Raw genomic sequence first — 17,480 nt, forward strand, 5'->3', positions numbered from 1 at the left:
GGTTGCGGCCGACGCCCCCGAACCGACCAATGAGTACCACGCAAGATCGGTTCGGGGGTTCGGTGAGTCATCGCGAGGTGCCAAGCAGTGGGCGCGGGTGTTTCTCCGCTGTGCTCGTGCTGCCCGTCGTGGCGCTGGGTGGCGCGCTGGCCCTGGTGCTGACCTTCGGCCGGCCGCCGGACGGGGCCGCGCCGCCGCCGCAGCACCAGGGGCGCGTGGAGGTGACCGCCCGCCCGACCCTGGTCAGCGTCCGGACCAGCCCCGCCGCGCCGGTGCCGCCGGTGAGCCCGCCGAGCACGCCCCGGGAAGTCCACAAAGGACAGACTGCCGAGTTCTGGCCGGTGCGGGACCGGCCTTGGCCGGGCGAGGTGCCGCCGGCACCCCCGGAACCGGTGCCGACCCGGCCCCGACCGGTCGACCAGCCCACCTCGGAGCCGTCGCGGCCGTCGTCCGCGTCGAGTGCGCGGCCGACCACCACGACGCCTCCGCCGGCGACGACGGAGCCCCTCAACCCGTCGTTGCCCACGGCGACCAACTCGACTCCGCCGGCCACCGCCTCCATGACCTGGTCGACCTCGGCGGCCCCCGCGCCGACGACCACGCCTTCGACGGGCGGCGGTCCGCCGGTGGCCGGGCCGGCCGCACGGGTGCGGTGACCCGTCCGGCGGTGGTTACGCCGGCAGGGGCTCGTCGGCGAGGTAGGGCGGGGCCGGGTCGTACTGGATCGCCCGGCGCACGGCGCGGGCGTGGTCGCGGCCGTGCAGCCGGCCGACCAGCCACAGCGCGCTGTCGATCCCGGCGGACACGCCCTGACTGGTGACCAGGTCGCCGTCCACCACGTACCGGGCGTCGGGGACGACGGTCGTCCCGCCGAGCGCCGCCAGCTCGTCCACGAAGCTCCGGTGCGTGGTCACCCGCCGGCCGCGGGCCGGGCCGGCGGCGTGCAGCAGGAACGTCCCGGTGCACACGGCGACGGTCCACGCGGCGCGGGCCGAGGTCTTCGCGATCCACTCGGTGACGACCGGGTTGTGCGGCTCGGTCTGCCGGGCGCCGATCCCGCCGGGGACCAGCAGGACGTCCAGCGGCGGGTGGTCGTCCAGCGGGTGGTCCGGCAGCACCCGCATGCCCTTGGCGCAGCGGACCGGGCCGGCGTTCTCGGCCAGCAGGACCGCCGTGTCGGCGTTGTCGCGCAACGAGGACGAGGCGGTGAACACCTCCCACGGTCCGACGAAGTCGAGTTCTTCGGCGTTGTCGAAGATCAGCAGGCCGTAGGTGGTCATGAGTCCTCCTCGATGACGGACGAGCGGAACCGCTCGCGGTAGTCCGAGGGCGCGATGCCCAGGTTGCGGTGGAACGCCCGGCGCATGGTCTCGGCGGTGCCGAAACCGCAGCGGTGAGCGACCGCGTCGAGCGGGTCGCCGCTCTCCGCGAGCGCGCGCTGCGCGGCCTCCAGGTGCACCCGCTCCACGTAGGTCGCGGGCGGGGTGCCGAGTTCGGCGGTGAACCGGCGTTGCAGGTGGCGGGGGCTCAGCCGGGCGTGCCGGGCCAGGTCGTCCAGCGCGTGCCGGGCACCTGGGTTCGCGTGGATCGCGGCCACCGCCGCGCGCACCGGGTCGGTGGCGGGCGGCTTCGCGCTCAGGGCGACGCTGAACTGGGCCTGGTTGCCCGGCCGGCGCAGGAACAGCACCAGTTGGCGGGCCACCTCGTGCGCGACGTCGCGACCGTGGTCGTCCTCGACCAGCGCCAGCGCGAGGTCCATGCCGGCGGTGACGCCCGCCGACGTCCACACCCGGCCGTCCCGGATGAAGATCGGGTCCGCGTCGACCCGCACCGCCGGGTACCGCTGGGCCAGCTCCCGCGCGCGGCCCCAGTGCGTGGTGGCGCGGCGGCCGTCCAGCAGACCGATCTCGGCCAGCAGGAACGCGCCGCTGCACACCGACGCGACGCGCCGGGCGTGCGCCGCGGCGGCGGTGAGCCACCCGGTCAGCGCGGTGTCGCCGATCGCCTGGTCGACGCCCCGCCCGCCGGCCACGACGATCGTGTCGACCTCGTGCGGCGGCACGTCGGCGACGCCGTGCGAGGCGTGCACCGACAAGCCGCTGCGCGACTGGACGGGACCGGCCCGGGTGGCGAGCACGACCACGTCGTAGCCGTGGGCCTGCCGGTCCGCCTGCTGGAAGACCTCGTACGGGCCGACCAGGTCGAGCGACTGGAAGCCCTCGAAGATCACGAACCCGACGCGTCGTCGTTGCACACCTCAAGGGTTGGACGGGCGCGGGGGCGGCGTCAACGACGTGCACCCCACCGATCGCGCCATCGCAGGTGAGCACGGTGTCGCCGCAGTGCACGCCCTCGCGCAACCCGATGAGCCCGCTGCCCACCATCACGGCTTGTCCACCATCACGAGGGATTTCGTCACGCGGAGTCAACTCGGGTTCGGCGAACCCAGGCAAGCCCGGCTGGGCGCCCAGCCGCGGATACGTCACGTGACCTGCGGATCAGGGCTCAACGGTCGTTCACCGCGGATTGTTCCGGTCGGAAACGCGCGGCGAGCACGTAGCCTGGGTGCCGTGGTCGTCCCGCCGCCAGAGAAAACGACACCGCCCCCGCCACACCGGGGGCGCGTCGGCAACCTCGTCGGTCGCCTCGCCCTGGTCGCGCTCCTGCTCGCCGTCGTGGCCGGCGGGGCGTGGGGGCTCAGCGTCTTCAACCGCCGCGAGGTGCAGGCGACGGACCCGCCGTTCCCGGTCCCGTTCCAGGAGGTCGAGCCCGGCTCCGCGGCGCCCGACTCGGCCGGCCAGGTGCCGCCGCAGGCGTCCGTGACCGGGGAGACCGCCGCCGCCGAGCCGCTCACCGCGTGGGCGGTGGGGCTGTCGGCCAAGATCGACGTGCCGGCGCGGGCGTTGCGCGCCTACGCCATCGCGGACCTGATCATGCGCTCCGACCAGCCCTCGTGCCGCATCTCGTGGGCGACGCTGGCGGGCATCGGCCGCATCGAGTCGCACCACGGCACGATCGGCGGGCTCAAGCTCGGCGAGGACGGCCGACCGTCCAAGCCGATCATCGGCATCCCGCTGGACGGCAGTCCGGGCGTGAAGGCGATCCAGGACAGCGACGGCGGCGTGCTCGACCAGGACACGACCTGGGACCGCGCGGTCGGCCCGATGCAGTTCATCCCGACGACCTGGGCCCGGTACGCGGTCCGCGCAAACGGCGACGGCAACCCGCCCGACCCGCAGAACATCGACGACGCGGCGCTCGCGGCGGCCCGCTACCTCTGCTCGGACGGCCGCGACCTGGCCACCGGCGACGGCTGGTGGACGGCGGTCATGGCGTACAACAACTCGGTGGAGTACGGCCAGAACGTCTACAGCGGCGCGGACGCCTACGCCCGCGCCAGCCAGGGCTGACCGCCGGCCGGGGTCGGCCGCCGGGCCACGGCTAGCCCTCGCGGCCCGGTCGGTCGCGCTCGACGGCCAGCCGGGCGCTCACCTCGCCCAGCGCCTCCTGGTACTCCGGCGTCGGGTTCATCGCCGCCGCCATCCGCAACTGGGCCAGCGCCTCGGGCAGCCGGCTCTGCCGCTGGAGCGTGCGGCCCAGCGCGAAGCGGGCGTAGTAGTCGCTCGGGTCCATCTCCACGACCTTGCGGAACGCCTCCTCGGCGCGGTTGAGCTGCGCCGAACCCAGGTAGGCGCGGCCCGCCAGCAGGTGGACGTTCGGCTGGTCCGGCTCGGCTTCGAGCACGACTCGGAGCTCGCGCAGCGCCTCCAGCGGACGGCGTTCCGCGAGCAGCGCCTCGGCTCGGCGGAACGCCTCGAAGGTGCTGTCGGTCATGGTCCGATCAACGCTACCTGCGCACCCGGCCGTTGTTCAGCAGCCGACCGGATGACGGGACCGCTCACCACCCGGAGATCAACCGGTCCAGCACCGGCTTGATCGACTCGGGTTGCTCCACATGGGCGTTGTGCCCGACCCCGGCCAGCACCATTCCACCCGGCTGCGCGTCGAGCAGGTCCGCCGGCGGGCACAGCGGGTCGTCCGCACCGGCGGCCAGCAGCACGGGGGCCTTCGCGGTGGCCAGCAGCCCGGCGACGTCCGGCGCGCCCACCCCGAACGCGGCCGGGTCGAGCGCCGCCCGCCAGCCCGCCTGGGTCTGCACCACGCCGTGCGCCAACGGCACGCCGGCCAGCTTCGCGGCCCACGCCGCGGCCTCCTCCGACGACGGGTAGAGCCGCGCGGGCTTGCCGGCGAGCGCGGCGGCGCGCGCCAGGTCGTCCTCCGACCAGCGCAGCTTCACCCCCACGCCCGCGACCGCCCGGACATCCACCCCGAACCAGCCGCTGGCCAGCGTCAACGCGACCACGCCGCCCAGCGAGTGGCCGAGCACCGCGACCGGGCCCGCCGGGACGACGTTCGCCACGGCCGCCGCGAACGAGCCGAAGGAGTACCGGTCCAGCGCGGCCGACCGACCGTGCCCCGGCAGGTCGACCGCCAGCCACGACCCGGGCCACAGGTCCGCCACGCCCCGCCACACCTCGCCGGTCGCGCCCAGGCCGTGCAGCAGGACCAGGAGCGGCCCGTCGCCGCCGCGCTCCACGTGAACCACGCCAGAATCCTCCTATGCCCGGTGACGCCCGAGTCGGTGATGCCCAGTCCGGTGATGCCCAGTCCGGTGATGCCCAAGTCGGTGCAACCCGGTCCGGTGATCTCCGGGTCATCGTCGACCCGGACACGTATACCCGCGGCGTGCCACACCACGCACTCACCCGGTTGCGGGACGTCGGGGTGGTGCGGGACGGCGGCACGGTGTCGGTGTTCCGGCACGCCGACGTGCGGACCGTGCTGCGCACTCCCAAGGTCTTCTCGTCCTGGCTCGGCGGCACCCAGCTCCGCGACCCGGCGACACCGCGCGACCTCGACTACGTGCGGCGGATGATGCTCAACACCGACCCGCCCGACCACACCCGGCTGCGCGGCCTGCTCACCAGGGCGTTCACCCCGCGCGCGGTGGCCGACCTGGAGACGAAGATCGGGCAGTGGGCGAACGACCTGGTGGCCCCGCTCGCCGGCGGTGAGCCCGTCGACTTCGCCGAGGTCGTCGCCGACCTGCCGCTGCTCACCCTGGCCGAGGTGTTCGGCGTGCCGCACCGCGACCGGGCGCTGATGTTCGACTGGAGCAACCGGGTGATCGGCTACCAGGACCCGGACTACGCGCACAGCACGAGCGACACCACCGGGATGAGCGACATGGCCCTGCGCGCGCTGGAACTGCGCCCGGACCCGCAGCCCGACCCGCGCGCCCGGGGCGGGATGCCCGACCTCTACGCCTACGCGCACGCCCTCGGCGAGCACAAGCGCCGTGAGCCGGGGGACGACGTGATGAGCAACCTGATGCGCCACGACGTGGCCGTGGAGGAGTTCGAAACACTGTTCTGGCTGTTCTCGGTGGCCGGCAACGAGACCCTGCGCAACGGCATCCCGGGCGGCTTGATCGCCCTCATGCACCACCCCGACCAGTACGAACACCTCAAGCGCGACCGCTCGGCGCTGCCCCGCGGTGGAGGAGATGCTGCGCTGGTGGACGCCGGTCATGCACTTCCGGCGCACCGCCACCACCGACACCGAACTCGCCGGCGTCCCGATCACCCGAGGCGACAAGGTCGTCGTCTGGTTCACCGCCGCCAACCGCGACCCCCACGTCTTCCCCGACCCGGACCGCTTCGACGTCACCCGCGACCAGGTCGAGCACCTCTCGTTCGGCCACGGCCCGCACTTCTGCCTGGGCGCCCACCTGGCCCGCGTCCAACTGCGCGCCCTGTTCACCGCCGTCCTCGACCTCCCCGGCCGGCTCACCCCGACCGGCCCCCCGACCCGCCTTCGCTCGAACTTCCAGAACGGGGTCAAGAGCCTCCCGGTCCGGCACCAACTAGGCTCGTCACCGATACAGAGATGGTCTGACTAGGGAGCGTCACGTGGCGGTCATCGAGCAGGTCGGCGCCCGCGAGATCCTGGACTCGCGAGGCAACCCCACCGTCGAGGTAGAGGTGGCGTTGGACGACGGCACGCTGGAGCGCGCCGCCGTGCCGTCGGGCGCGTCCACGGGTGAGCACGAGGCGGTCGAGCTCCGCGACGGCGACGCCAAGCGCTACCTGGGCAAGGGTGTCGAGCGGGCGGTCACCGCCGTGCTCGACGAGATCGGTCCCGAGCTGGTCGGCATCGAGGCCGTCGAGCAGCGGGTGGTGGACCAGAAGCTGGTCGACCTGGACGGCACGCCGGACAAGTCCCGCCTGGGCGCGAACGCCATCCTCGGCGTGTCGCTGGCCGTGGCGAAGGCGGCGGCGGCGTCCTCCGGGCTGGAGCTGTTCCGGTACGTCGGCGGGCCGAACGCGCACGTGCTGCCGGTGCCGATGCTCAACATCCTCAACGGCGGCGCGCACGCCGACACCGAGGTGGACATCCAGGAGTTCATGATCGCGCCGATCGGCGCGGAGACCTTCCGCGAGGCCCTGCGCTGGGGCGCGGAGGTCTACCACTCGCTCAAGTCGGTGCTCAAGTCCAAGGGGCTGAGCACCGGGCTGGGCGACGAGGGCGGGTTCGCGCCCGCGCTGTCCAGCAACCGCGACGCGCTGGACCTGATCCTGGAGGCGATCGAGAAGGCCGGCTACCAGCCGGGCCGGCAGATCGCGCTGGCGCTGGACGTGGCCGCCACCGAGTTCCACAGCGACGGCGCGTACACGTTCGAGAAGCAGAAGCGCAGCGCCGAGCAGATGACCGGCTACTACGCCGAGCTGGTCCGGGACTACCCGCTGGTGTCCATCGAGGACCCGCTGTCCGAGGACGACTGGGACGGCTGGGTGCGGCTCACCGCCGAGCTGGGCGAGAAGGTCCAGATCGTCGGCGACGACCTGTTCGTCACCAACCCGGAGCGGCTGGAGGAGGGCATCTCCCGCCGGGCGGCCAACGCGCTGCTGGTGAAGGTCAACCAGATCGGCACGCTGTCCGAGACGCTCGACGCGGTCGCGCTCGCCACCTCGTACGGCTACAAGTCGATGATGTCGCACCGGTCCGGCGAGACCGAGGACACCACCATCGCCGACCTGGCGGTGGCGACCGGCGCGGGCCAGATCAAGACCGGTGCGCCCGCGCGCGGCGAGCGCACCGCGAAGTACAACCAGCTCCTGCGGATCGAGGAGGCGCTGGGCGACGCGGCGCGCTACGCGGGCGACCTGGCCTTCCCGCGGTACACGCCGGAAAGCTGATGGCGGATCGGGAACGGGGCTCCCGGCGCGGCGCGAAGGCCGCGTCGGGAGCCCGCCCTGACCGCTCGCGGTCGACCAGGTCCACCCGGTCCGAGTCGGACCGGGCGACCGGGTCGGGCGCGCGCGCGGCGAGCACGAGCGGCGGCGGCAAGGTCCGGTTCGGCCTGGGCGAGTCGCGGCGCGGCGCGCGGTCGGCCCGGTCGGCGCGGCTGGCCGAGCAGGCGCGGGCCACCCAGGCGGCACGGGCGGCGCGGGCCGCGCGGCCCCAGTCGCGGGCGCGGTCCCGGGAGGGCACCGGCGGCGCGTTCGGCATGACCGGCACCCGGCGGGCCGCCCTGCTGGCGATGGTGGTGTGCGCGCTGGCGCTGAGCATCGCCGTGCCGCTGCGGACCTACCTGGCCCAGCGCGAGGAGCTGCGCGGCGTCACCGCCTCGCAGGAGACGCTGCGCGCCGAGGTCGGCCAGTTGGAGCAGCGCAAGAAGGAGCTCGCGGACCCCGCGCACCTGGAGGCGGAGGCGCGCCGGCGGCTGCACTACGTGCGGCCCGGCGAGACGCCTTACGTGGTGCAGCTCCCGGGTGACGCGCAGCGCAAACCCGAAGACGAGCGACCGGCCGCCGCGCCGGCCGCGGACAAGGCCTGGTACGAGCAGTTGTGGGATTCGGTGGCGGCGCGATGACGGTCAGCGACGAGGATCTGGCGATCGTCGCCGAGCAGCTCGGACGCGCCCCGCGCGGCGTGCGGGCGGTGGCGGCACGCTGCCCGAGCGGGCACCCGGCGGTCGTGCGGACCAGCCCTCGGCTGGAGGACGGCACGCCGTTCCCGACCCTGTACTACCTGACCTGTTCGCGCCTGAACTCGTACGTCAGCCGGCTGGAAGGTGCCGGTCTGATGAAGGAGATGACCGATCGACTGGCGACGGATGAACAGTTGGCGGAACGCTACCGCTTCGCCCACGAGTCGTACTTGGCTGAGCGGGACGCGATCGAACCGCTGGGCACGACCGTCACCGCGGGCGGCATGCCGGACCGGGTGAAGTGCCTGCACGTCCACGTCGCCCACTCGCTGGCCGCCGGGCCGGGGGTGAACCCGTTCGGGGACGAGGCCCTGGAGCAGTTGGCGCAGTGGTGGCCCAGCGGCGAATGCGCGTCAAAGGTGAAAAACTGACCGTACGGGCAGTTCTTGGGGCAGAGAAGCGACGCGCGGCCGTGACACGGCTGATCGGATCAGGCAGGCTGGATCCGGGGGCCGGAGCGGTGTTCGCCGAGGAGTGGAGTTCGAGGCTGTGCCGAAGCGACGGGGACGCAAGCGGAAGGCAACACGACGGCCCACCCTGACACCGCGCCAATGGGGGCTGGCGGCCACGGCCACCTGCGCGATGCTCGCGCCCACCCTCCTGCACTCGGCGGCGGGCCTCGACTGGGTGAACGTCGCCGGCCACACCGGCATCGAGGCGATGCCGCCCGGCGCGGGTGACGTGCTCGGCACGATGCGGTTGCAGGACTCCGGCGCGCTGGGCGTGAACGGCAAGCTGCCCGAGGCGGACGAGCTCAGCGCCGCGCTGCTCGCCGACGCCGACGACCCGTCCTCGTTCGGTGACGACCTCCCGTTCGACGGCGCGGACCCCGACCTGGTCGCGGGCCAGCTCGGCATCCCCGGCGTGATGCTGGACGCGTACATGAAGGCCGCCGACCGGCTGGCCACCACCAAGCCCGGCTGCAACCTGCACTGGTCGCTGCTCGCGGGCATCGGGCGGATCGAGTCCGGCCACGCGCGCGGCGGCCGGGTGGACGGCCGGGGCACCACGGTCAACCCGATCCTCGGCCCGGTGCTCAACGGCGGTCCGGGCATGGCCGCGATCCGGGACACCGACGGCGGCCGGTTCGACTTCGACAAGACGTGGGACCGCGCGGTCGGCCCGATGCAGTTCATCCCCTCCACGTGGGCCGGGCACGCCGCGGACGGCAACGACGACGGCGAGGCCAACCCGAACAACGTCTACGACGCGACCGCGGGCGCGGGCAACTACCTGTGCTCGGACGGCGGCGACCTGGCCACCTCGGCAGACCGGGCCAAGGCGGTGTTCCGCTACAACCACTCCGAGGAGTACGTGCGGACGGTCCTGTTCTGGGCCGACGCCTACGCCGACGGCGTGAGCCCGCTGCCCAGCCTGCCCGGCTCGGACGACGACTTCCTGCCGCCGGAGGAGGACGAGCCGTCGCCCGGCACGACCCCGCCGGACCACGGCACCGGCCCCACGCCGCCGGTCCAGACGACGAACCCGACGACGAACCCCGCGACGAACCCCACGACCACGACCACCACCACGTCGTCCGAGACGACGGTGACGGTGCCGTTGACCCCGTCGTCCAGCACGTCGCCCACGACCACCACCACGACGACGTCCACCACGAGCACGACCACGACGACGACCTGCGCGGCGCCGACGACCACGCCGACCACGACGCCGGTTCCGACCTCGGCCCCGTCGACGTGCACGACGACCACGACCACCACGTCGGTGGCCGCCCCGCCGGCGCAGACCGGCGGCACGTCGGACTCGGCGGCCGGTTCCGTCCCGCACCCCACGTCGTCGATGAAGCCCGCGTAGTCCTCAAGTTCCGGAAGAACGGCCCCGCCACCACCCGGTGCGCGGGGCCGTCGTCCGTTCTCCCTTCCCGCGTCCGGCCGCCGGGTCGTGCTCGGAGTCGCCGGGCCGCGTCCGGCCGCCGGGTCGCGCTCGGCGACGCCGGGTCGCGCTCGGGTTGCCGGACAGGCCGGGGCCGGCGGGCGTTGTCCGGTGCGGTGTCGGGGTTGTCCGGCATCGGTGACCTGGCCGGACAGCGCGGGCGGACCTCCGGGCGCGGGCGCGGTGGTGGCCGCGTAACTTCTCCTCGCGACGGCGTCGGACCGTCCGTGATGCGAGGGGGCGACATGGGCCGGGTGGCCGCTATCGACTGCGGGACGAACTCGATCCGCCTGCTGGTGGCCGACGTGACGGTGTCCGACGACGGGTCGCGGTGGCTGCGGGACGTGCACCGGGAGATGCGGGTGGTCCGGCTCGGCGCGGGGGTCGACGCGACCGGCGTGCTCGACGCCGGGGCGCTGGAGCGGACCCGGGCGGCCCTCGCCGACTACACGAACATCCTGCGCCGCAAGGGAACCGAGCGGGTCCGGATGGTGGCCACCTCCGCCACCCGCGACGCCCGCAACCGGGACGAGTTCTTCGAGATGACCCGTGCCGTGCTGGGCGTCGAGGCCGAGGTGATCAGCGGGGACGAGGAGGCGCGGCTGTCCTTCGCCGGGGCCGTCGCGGACCTGGACGCCGCCGAGGGCCCCTTCCTGGTGTCCGACGTGGGCGGCGGGTCCACGGAGCTCGTGCTGGGCTCCTGGGACGGCGTGCGGGCCGACGTGGAGGCCGCGCGGTCGGTCGACATCGGCTGCGTGCGGCTGACCGAGCGCTGCCTGCACGACGACCCGCCGACCGCCGCGCAGGTGGAGGAGGCCGTCGCGGTGGCGACCGGGGTGCTGGGCGAGGCGTTCGCCGCGGTGCCCACGGCCAGGACCGGCACGTGGATCGGCGTCGCCGGCACGGTCACCACGCTGGTGGCGCTGGCCAAGGAGCTGCCGGCCTACGACTCCGCCGAGATCCACCTGGCCCGGCTCCCGATCGACCGGATCCGGGAGATCACCGACCGGCTGCTCACCATGGGTCACGACGAGCGGGCCGCGCTCGGGCCGATGCACCCGGGCCGGGTGGACGTGATCGCCGGCGGGGCGCTCGTGGTGCGGACGCTGGCCGAGCACCTGGCCACCCACGGGGTGACCGAGCTGGTGGCCAGTGAGCACGACATCCTCGACGGGATCGCGTTCTCGCTAGCCTGAACGCGAGTCGATCTTCCTACCCCACCCGAATGTCAACTGGCATTGTTCGTGACTCTGTTGTAACCGCATCACCCATGTGGCGTGCACCACTGTCCGATTAGCGTCCTCTGACACGCTGCGAGAGCGGTCGACTCTGCTCGGTTACCCCCGAACAGGTGGGAGGACGCATGTCACAAGCACGTTTGGTTCCGGTGGCTGTCGCGGTGGCTCTGATCGCGACCGGTTGCGGGACCCCGGAGGCCCCGGCAGGCGGGTCCAACACCGACGCCGGGATCACCATCTTCAACACCGAGCCCGAGAACCCGCTGGTGCCCGGCAACACCACCGAGGTCGGTGGCAGCCGCGTGCTCGACGCGCTGTTCACCGGCCTGGTGGAGTACCGCAACGAGGACGCCGGGCCGGTGAACGCGATGGCCGAGTCGATCGACACCCAGGACTCCAAGCTGTTCACCGTGAAGATCAAGCCGGGCTGGAAGTTCCACGACGGCACCGCGGTGACCTCGAAGAGCTTCGTGGACGCGTGGAACTGGACCGCCTACGGCCCCAACGCCACGCAGGGCGCGAGCTTCTTCTCCCAGATCGAGGGCTACAAGGACGTCAACCCGGCGGACCCCGACGGCGCCGACGGCCCGGAGAAGCCGCCCGCACCCAAGGCGGAGAAGCTGTCCGGCCTGAAGGTCGTGGACGACACGACGTTCACCATCACGCTGTCCGAGCCGTTCGCGGTGTTCCCGGTGACCATCGGCTACGAGGTGTTCGCGCCGCTGCCGGAGGCGTTCTTCAAGGACCAGGCGGCGTTCGAGGCCAAGCCGATCGGCAACGGCCCGTTCAAGTTCGTCGAGCGCACGGTCGGCACCGACATCAAGCTGACCCGCAACGACGACTACCCGGGCGACGACAAGCCGAAGTTCAAGGACCTCACGCTGAAGGTCTACCAGAGCCGTGAGTCGGCCTACGCCGACCTGGTGGCCAACAACCTCGACTTCATGGAGGAGCTGCCGCCCAACGCGCTCGCGGGCCAGAAGTACGAGACGGACCTGGGCGACCGGGTCGTCACGCGGGAGACGCTGAACAACCAGACGATCGCGCTCCCGTTCTACACCAAGCCTTACGACAACGCGTCGCTGCGCCGCGCGCTCTCCATGGCGATCAACCGCGAGGAGATCACCCAGCGGATCTTCGAGGGGACCCGCAAGCCCGCCGACGGCTGGGTGCACCCGTTGATGAAGGGCTATCAGCCCGGCCAGTGCGGCGAGTACTGCAAGTTCAACCCGGACAAGGCCAAGGAGGAGTTCGCGAAGTCCGGCTACACCGGGGAGATCGTGCTGCTGTCCAACACCGACGGTGGCCACCAGGAGTGGGCCGAGGCGGTCGCGAACAGCATCAAGAACACCTTGGGCGTCAACGCGCGGTTCGTGCCGACGACCAGCTTCGGCGAGTTCCGGCAGAAGGTGAACGCGCACGAGATGACCGGCATGTACCGGTCGGGCTGGATCGCGGACTACCCGTCGATCGAGAACTGGCTGACGCCGCTGTTCCGCACCGGTGCGTCGTCCAACGACGGGCTCTACACGAACCCGAAGTTCGACGCGAAGCTCGCCGAGGCGGACAAGGCGGCCAGCGAGGACGAGGCCATCCGGCTGTACCTGGAGGCGGAGAAGATGCTCGCCGAGGACATGCCGTCGATCCCGCTGTGGACGCAGAAGACCATCGCCGGCAAGTCGAACCGGCTCAAGGTCGCGAACCTGCACCCGTTCCGCAAGCTGGACCTCGACTCGGTGGAAGTCGCCTAGCACCCCGGTTCCCAGGGCCGGCCCGCCCGACCGCGGGCCGGCCCTCCGCCGCTGAAAGAGCGTGACATGGGTTTCTATGTGCTGCGCCGACTCCTGCAGATGATCCCGGTGTTCCTCGGGACCACCTTCCTGATCTACGCGATGGTGTGGGCGGTCCCGGGCGACCCGTTCGCCGGCAAGTGCGGCGAGCGGGACTGCCCGCCCGCCTACATCGAGCGCATGCGGGACAAGTTCAACCTCGACGACCCGCTGTGGCTCCAGTACGTGAAGTACCTCGGCAACGTCCTGCGGGGCGACTTCGGCGAGACCTCGTCGGGCATCCAGGTGATCCAGCAGGTCGGGGCGACGTTCCCGGTGACGCTGCGGCTCGCCCTGGTGGCGTTGCTGATCGAGGCGGTCATCGGCATCACCGCGGGCGTGGTCAGCGGGCTGCGCAACCGGGGTTTCCTGGACAGCCTGGTGCTGGTCTCCACGCTGTTCCTGATCTCCATCCCGGTGTTCGTCACCGGGTACGTGGTGCAGCTGGTGTTCGGCCTCCAGCTCGGCTGGATCTCGCCGACCGTGTCGACACCGACCTGGGGCAACCTGTTCGTGCCCGGCTTCGTCCTGGCGTCGCTGTCGATGGCCTACGTGGCACGGCTCTCCCGGGCCAGCATCGCGGAGAACCGGCGCGCGGACTACGTGCGCACCGCGCTGGCCAAGGGGTTGCCGCAGAGCCGGGTGGTGGGCGTGCACCTGCTGCGCAACTCGCTGATCCCGGTGATCACCTTCCTGGGCACCGACCTGGGTGCGTTCCTGGGCGGCGCGATCGTCACCGAGGGCATCTTCAACGTGCCCGGCGTGGGCGGGCTGGTGTACCGCTCGGTCCTGACCAAGGACGGCGCGATGGTGACCGGCGTGGTCACCGTCCTGGTGCTGGTCTACCTGGTGATGACGTTGCTGGTGGACCTGCTCTACGCCGTGCTCGACCCGAGGATCCGCTATGACTGAGCAAATCACCGTGCTGGCGCTGGACAAGCCGCGCGGGCTTTTCGGGGACGCGTGGCACGCGCTGCGCTTCCGACCGGTGTTCTGGGTGTCGGTGTCGGTCATCCTGCTCGTCGTGCTGATGGCGCTGTTCCCGAGGCTGTTCGCCCCCGGCGAGCCGTACGCGGCGGTGCTCTCCCGCAGCCGGCAGGGGCCGTCGGCGGACGCGTGGTTCGGCTTCGACCAGCAGGGCTACGACATCTACACCCGGGTCGTGCACGGCACGCGGGCGTCCATCGTGGTCGGTCTGCTGGCGACGATCGGCGTGGTGGTGCTCGGGTCCGCGATCGGCATCCTGGCCGGGTTCTACGGCAAGTGGGTCGACGCGGTCGTGTCGCGGATCGCCGACATCTTCGTCGGGGTGCCGTTCGTGCTGGGCGCCATCGTGATCCTGACGACGGTGAACGCGGAGGACCTCGACGTCGGGCCGGTGCGGATCGTGGCGCAGGTGGTGCTGTCGATCGCGGTGCTGTCGTGGCCGGTGTCGATGCGGATCATGCGGTCCACCGCGATCGCGGCCAAGCAGCAGGACTACGTGAAGGCCGCGCGGGCGCTGGGCGCCTCGCCGCGCCGGATCATCACCAAGCACATGCTGCCCAACTGCGTCGCGCCCGTGCTGGTGTACTCGACGATCGCGCTCGGCGCGTTCATCGGGGCCGAGGCGACGTTGACCTACCTCGGCATCGGCCTGCGCAACCCGGTGGTGTCCTGGGGCGTGCTGATCAACGACGCCACCAAGTACGTGCGCGTCGCGCCGCACGCCCTGCTGTTCCCGGCGGGTTTCCTGACCGCGACCGTGCTCGCGTTCGTCATGCTGGGCGACGCGGTGCGCGAGGCCCTCGATCCGAAACTGCGGTAGGAGGACTTGGTGACGGCCTTGTTGGAGGTCGAGGACCTGCACGTGGAGTTCCGCACGCGGGACGGGGTCGTGCGGGTGCTCAACGGCGTGAGCTACCACGTGGACGTGGGCGAGACCGTCGCGGTGCTCGGGGAGTCCGGGTCCGGCAAGAGCGTGACGGCGCAGGCGGTCATGGGCATCCTGGACACGCCGCCCGCGTTCGTCACGCGCGGTTCGGTGCGGTTCCACGGCGAGGAGCTGCTGACGGCGTCGGCGGAACGGCGCCGCCGGCTGCGCGGCGACGGTGTCGCGATGATCTTCCAGGATGCGCTGTCCGCGCTGAACCCGGTGTTCACCGTCGGGTTCCAGATCGAGGAGCAGCTGCGCACCCGGCGCGGGATGAGCCGGTCCGACGCGCGGGCGCGGGCCGTCGAGCTGCTCGACCTGGTGCGGATACCCCATGCGCGGCAACGGGTCCGGGACTACCCGCACCAGTTCTCCGGCGGGATGCGGCAGCGCGCGATGATCGCCATGTCGCTCGCGCTGGACCCCGAGGTGCTGATCGCGGACGAGCCGACCACCGCGCTGGACGTCACGGTGCAGGCCCAGATCATGGACCTGCTCGCCGAGATCCAGCGCGAGCGGCACATGGGCCTGGTGCTGATCACGCACGACCTGGGCGTGGTCGCGGAGGTGGCCGACCGGATCGTGGTGATGTACGCGGGCCGGATCGTGGAGCAGGCCGACGCGCTGTCGCTGTTCCGCTCGCCCGGCCACCCCTACACCGAGGCGTTGATGAAGTCGTTGCCGCGCCTGGACTCCAAGGGCACGGTGCTGGACACGATCAAGGGGCTGCCGCCGAACCTGCTGCGGATCCCGCCGGGGTGCCCGTTCCACCCGCGCTGCCCGCGCGCGCAGGACGTGTGCTCGGTGCAGGTCCCGGCGCAGGAACGGCTCGGCTTCGGCCGGACCAGCGCGTGCCACTTCGCGTCGGAGGTGCTCGATGGTTAGGCGGGCAGGGGCTGAACGGCCAGGGGTGAAGCGGGCCGGGCCCGACCTGGGCGGCGGCCCGGACCGGGTGACCGGGCCCGACCCGACACCGCCGGACCCCTCGGCGCTGCTGGAGGTGCGCGACCTGGTCAAGCACTTCCCGGTGACCAGGGGCGTGCTGTTCAAGCGGACCGTCGGCCAGGTGCGGGCGGTGGACGGGGTGTCGTTCACGCTGTCCGCCGGCGAGACGCTCGGCGTGGTGGGCGAGTCCGGGTGCGGCAAGTCCACCCTGGCCCAGGTGCTGATGCTGCTCGAACCGCCGACGGCGGGCACCGCGCACTTCGAGGGCAGGCCGATGTTCGGCATGCGCGGCAGCGCGTTGCGGGCGTTGCGGCGGGACATGCAGATCGTGCTGCAGGACCCGTACACCTCGCTCAACCCGCGGATGACGGTCGGCGACATCATCGGCGAGCCGTTCGAGATCCACCCGGAGGTCGCGCCGAAGGGCTCCCGGGCGGCGAAGGTGCGCGACCTGCTCGACGTGGTCGGCCTGAACCCGGAGCACATCAACCGCTACCCGCACCAGTTCTCCGGCGGGCAGCGGCAGCGGGTCGGGATCGCGCGGGCGCTGGCGCTGCGGCCCAAGGTGATCGTCTGCGACGAGCCGGTGTCCGCGCTGGACGTGTCGATCCAGGCGCAGGTGATGAACCTGCTGCGGGAGCTCCAGTCCGAGTTCGGGCTGGCGTACGTGTTCATCGCGCACGACCTGTCGGTGGTGCGGCACCTGTCCGACCGGGTCGCGGTGATGTACCTGGGCAAGATCGTCGAGATCGGCACCGAGGAGGAGATCTACCAGCGCCCCACCCACCCCTACACCCAGGCGCTGCTGTCCGCCGTGCCGGTCGCCGACCCGGCGCTGCGCGGCCGGCGGGACGTGATCCGGCTCACCGGCGACGTGCCGTCGCCGATCGACCCGCCCTCGGGCTGCCGGTTCCGGACGCGGTGCTGGAAGGCTCGGGACCTGTGCGCGCAGCAGGAGCCCGAGCTGGTCGAGCGGGACGGCCACCTCAGCGCCTGCCACTTCGCCGAGCAACGATCCGTCGTGCCCTGACCCGCGGCGGACTTCAGGAGAGGACAACCCCGATGACCGACCCCACCGCGCTCCGCGCCGCCGCCGAGGGCGGGGACGTCGAAGCGATGGTCGAGTTGGCCCTGCTGCTGGAGGAGGACCTGACCGGGGAGGACGACCAGGACGAGCTCCAGGACGAGGTCGGCGGCTGGCTCAGCCGCGCGGCGGCGGCCGGCCACGTCCGGGGCGTCGCCGAGTTCGGCTCGTTCCTCTGGCACGTCTGGAAGGACGAGGACGCCGCCCTGCCGTGGCTGCAACGGGCCGCCGACGCGGGCCAGGCGGACGCGATGGCGGTGCTGGGCGACGTCTACGACTTCCTCGGCGACATCGCCCTGGCCAAGCGCTGGTACCAGGCGGCGGCCGACCTCGGCGACCCGCACGCGCAGGACAACCTCGCCGCGCTCGACCGCCTGACCAGCTGACCGGTCCACCACCCGGCCGGCACCACGGACGCCGGGGCGGCTCGCTCCACGCGAACCGCCCCGGCGTCCGGATCTCCCGGACCCAGGTCGTGCCTCATATGTGCCTCACAGGGCCCTGCGGACGCCGGAGCGGCTCGCGG

General features: G+C 72.4%; 19 protein-coding genes. 14 read left to right on the forward strand and 5 right to left on the reverse strand.

Going from position 1 to position 17,480, the window contains the following annotated elements:
• Positions 1-110: 110 nt before the first annotated feature.
• Complete coding sequence (locus BN6_RS03600) at positions 111-656, forward strand: hypothetical protein (protein ID WP_041311835.1); 546 nt, start codon at positions 111-113, stop codon at positions 654-656.
• A 15-nt stretch (positions 657-671) separates the two neighbouring features.
• On the opposite strand, the gene BN6_RS03605 is transcribed toward BN6_RS03600, so the two are convergent.
• A complete protein-coding gene (locus BN6_RS03605) occupies positions 672-1,280 on the reverse strand; it encodes a DJ-1/PfpI family protein (protein WP_015098172.1) in 609 nt (202 codons plus the stop codon).
• Complete coding sequence (locus BN6_RS03610; RefSeq protein WP_015098173.1) at positions 1,277-2,254, reverse strand: GlxA family transcriptional regulator; 978 nt, start codon at positions 2,252-2,254, stop codon at positions 1,277-1,279. The genes BN6_RS03605 and BN6_RS03610 overlap by 4 nt, the downstream gene beginning before the upstream one ends.
• A 316-nt stretch (positions 2,255-2,570) precedes the next feature.
• Between BN6_RS03610 and BN6_RS03615 the strand changes: the two genes are divergently transcribed.
• A complete protein-coding gene (locus tag BN6_RS03615; protein ID WP_041311838.1) occupies positions 2,571-3,410 on the forward strand; it encodes a lytic transglycosylase domain-containing protein in 840 nt (279 codons plus the stop codon).
• A 31-nt stretch (positions 3,411-3,441) separates the two neighbouring features.
• Here BN6_RS03615 and BN6_RS03620 read toward each other — a convergent pair whose 3' ends face one another.
• From BN6_RS03620 to BN6_RS50360, 3 genes are all read right to left on the reverse strand, one after another.
• Positions 3,442-3,834: a tetratricopeptide repeat protein gene (locus BN6_RS03620; RefSeq protein ID WP_015098175.1), complete on the reverse strand. Its 393-nt coding sequence runs from the start codon at positions 3,832-3,834 to the stop codon at positions 3,442-3,444.
• A gap of 64 nt (positions 3,835-3,898) precedes the next feature.
• Positions 3,899-4,606, reverse strand: a complete 708-nt coding sequence (locus tag BN6_RS03625; RefSeq protein WP_015098176.1) for an alpha/beta fold hydrolase — start codon at positions 4,604-4,606, stop codon at positions 3,899-3,901.
• A gap of 313 nt (positions 4,607-4,919) precedes the next feature.
• Entirely contained in the window at positions 4,920-5,120 is a 201-nt protein-coding gene (locus BN6_RS50360; RefSeq protein ID WP_456238780.1) for a hypothetical protein, read from the reverse strand.
• 470 nt (positions 5,121-5,590) lie between these two features.
• On the opposite strand from BN6_RS50360, the gene BN6_RS50365 reads away from it, so the two are divergent.
• The 12 genes from BN6_RS50365 to BN6_RS03685 all read left to right on the forward strand — a co-directional run bounded on the left by BN6_RS50365 (position 5,591) and on the right by BN6_RS03685 (position 17,340).
• The gene (locus BN6_RS50365; RefSeq protein WP_456238782.1) at positions 5,591-5,962 is read left to right on the forward strand and encodes a cytochrome P450; all 372 of its coding nucleotides are present in this window, start codon (positions 5,591-5,593) and stop codon (positions 5,960-5,962) included.
• Positions 5,963-5,972: 10 nt separating this feature from the next.
• Positions 5,973-7,259, forward strand: coding sequence for a phosphopyruvate hydratase (eno, locus tag BN6_RS03635; RefSeq protein WP_015098179.1), 1,287 nt, complete (start codon positions 5,973-5,975; stop codon positions 7,257-7,259).
• Positions 7,259-7,936 (forward strand): FtsB family cell division protein, encoded by a 678-nt coding sequence (locus tag BN6_RS48370; RefSeq protein ID WP_015098180.1) that lies wholly within the window; start codon positions 7,259-7,261, stop codon positions 7,934-7,936. Before eno ends, BN6_RS48370 begins: the two co-directional genes overlap by 1 nt.
• Positions 7,933-8,424, forward strand: a complete 492-nt coding sequence (locus BN6_RS03645) for a DUF501 domain-containing protein (protein WP_015098181.1) — start codon at positions 7,933-7,935, stop codon at positions 8,422-8,424. Before BN6_RS48370 ends, BN6_RS03645 begins: the two co-directional genes overlap by 4 nt.
• A gap of 211 nt (positions 8,425-8,635) precedes the next feature.
• Positions 8,636-9,868 (forward strand): lytic transglycosylase domain-containing protein, encoded by a 1,233-nt coding sequence (locus BN6_RS03650; RefSeq protein WP_148302723.1) that lies wholly within the window; start codon positions 8,636-8,638, stop codon positions 9,866-9,868.
• A 323-nt stretch (positions 9,869-10,191) separates the two neighbouring features.
• Positions 10,192-11,142, forward strand: a complete 951-nt coding sequence (locus tag BN6_RS03655; RefSeq protein ID WP_015098183.1) for a Ppx/GppA phosphatase family protein — start codon at positions 10,192-10,194, stop codon at positions 11,140-11,142.
• Between the two features lie 167 nt (positions 11,143-11,309).
• Positions 11,310-12,935 carry a peptide ABC transporter substrate-binding protein gene (locus BN6_RS03660; protein ID WP_015098184.1) on the forward strand — a complete coding sequence of 542 codons (1,626 nt, stop codon included), beginning with the start codon at positions 11,310-11,312 and terminating at the stop codon, positions 12,933-12,935.
• A 66-nt stretch (positions 12,936-13,001) separates the two neighbouring features.
• Complete coding sequence (locus BN6_RS03665) at positions 13,002-13,925, forward strand: ABC transporter permease (protein ID WP_015098185.1); 924 nt, start codon at positions 13,002-13,004, stop codon at positions 13,923-13,925.
• Positions 13,918-14,820: an ABC transporter permease gene (locus BN6_RS03670; RefSeq protein ID WP_015098186.1), complete on the forward strand. Its 903-nt coding sequence runs from the start codon at positions 13,918-13,920 to the stop codon at positions 14,818-14,820. The genes BN6_RS03665 and BN6_RS03670 overlap by 8 nt, the downstream gene beginning before the upstream one ends.
• A gap of 9 nt (positions 14,821-14,829) precedes the next feature.
• Positions 14,830-15,810 (forward strand): ABC transporter ATP-binding protein, encoded by a 981-nt coding sequence (locus BN6_RS03675; protein ID WP_015098187.1) that lies wholly within the window; start codon positions 14,830-14,832, stop codon positions 15,808-15,810.
• Positions 15,803-16,900, forward strand: a complete 1,098-nt coding sequence (locus tag BN6_RS03680; RefSeq protein WP_015098188.1) for an ABC transporter ATP-binding protein — start codon at positions 15,803-15,805, stop codon at positions 16,898-16,900. Before BN6_RS03675 ends, BN6_RS03680 begins: the two co-directional genes overlap by 8 nt.
• A gap of 32 nt (positions 16,901-16,932) precedes the next feature.
• Complete coding sequence (locus tag BN6_RS03685; protein ID WP_015098189.1) at positions 16,933-17,340, forward strand: tetratricopeptide repeat protein; 408 nt, start codon at positions 16,933-16,935, stop codon at positions 17,338-17,340.
• The last annotated feature ends 140 nt before the right edge of the window (positions 17,341-17,480 follow it).

Source organism: Saccharothrix espanaensis DSM 44229, assembly GCF_000328705.1.
Taxonomy (GTDB): domain Bacteria; phylum Actinomycetota; class Actinomycetes; order Mycobacteriales; family Pseudonocardiaceae; genus Actinosynnema; species Actinosynnema espanaense.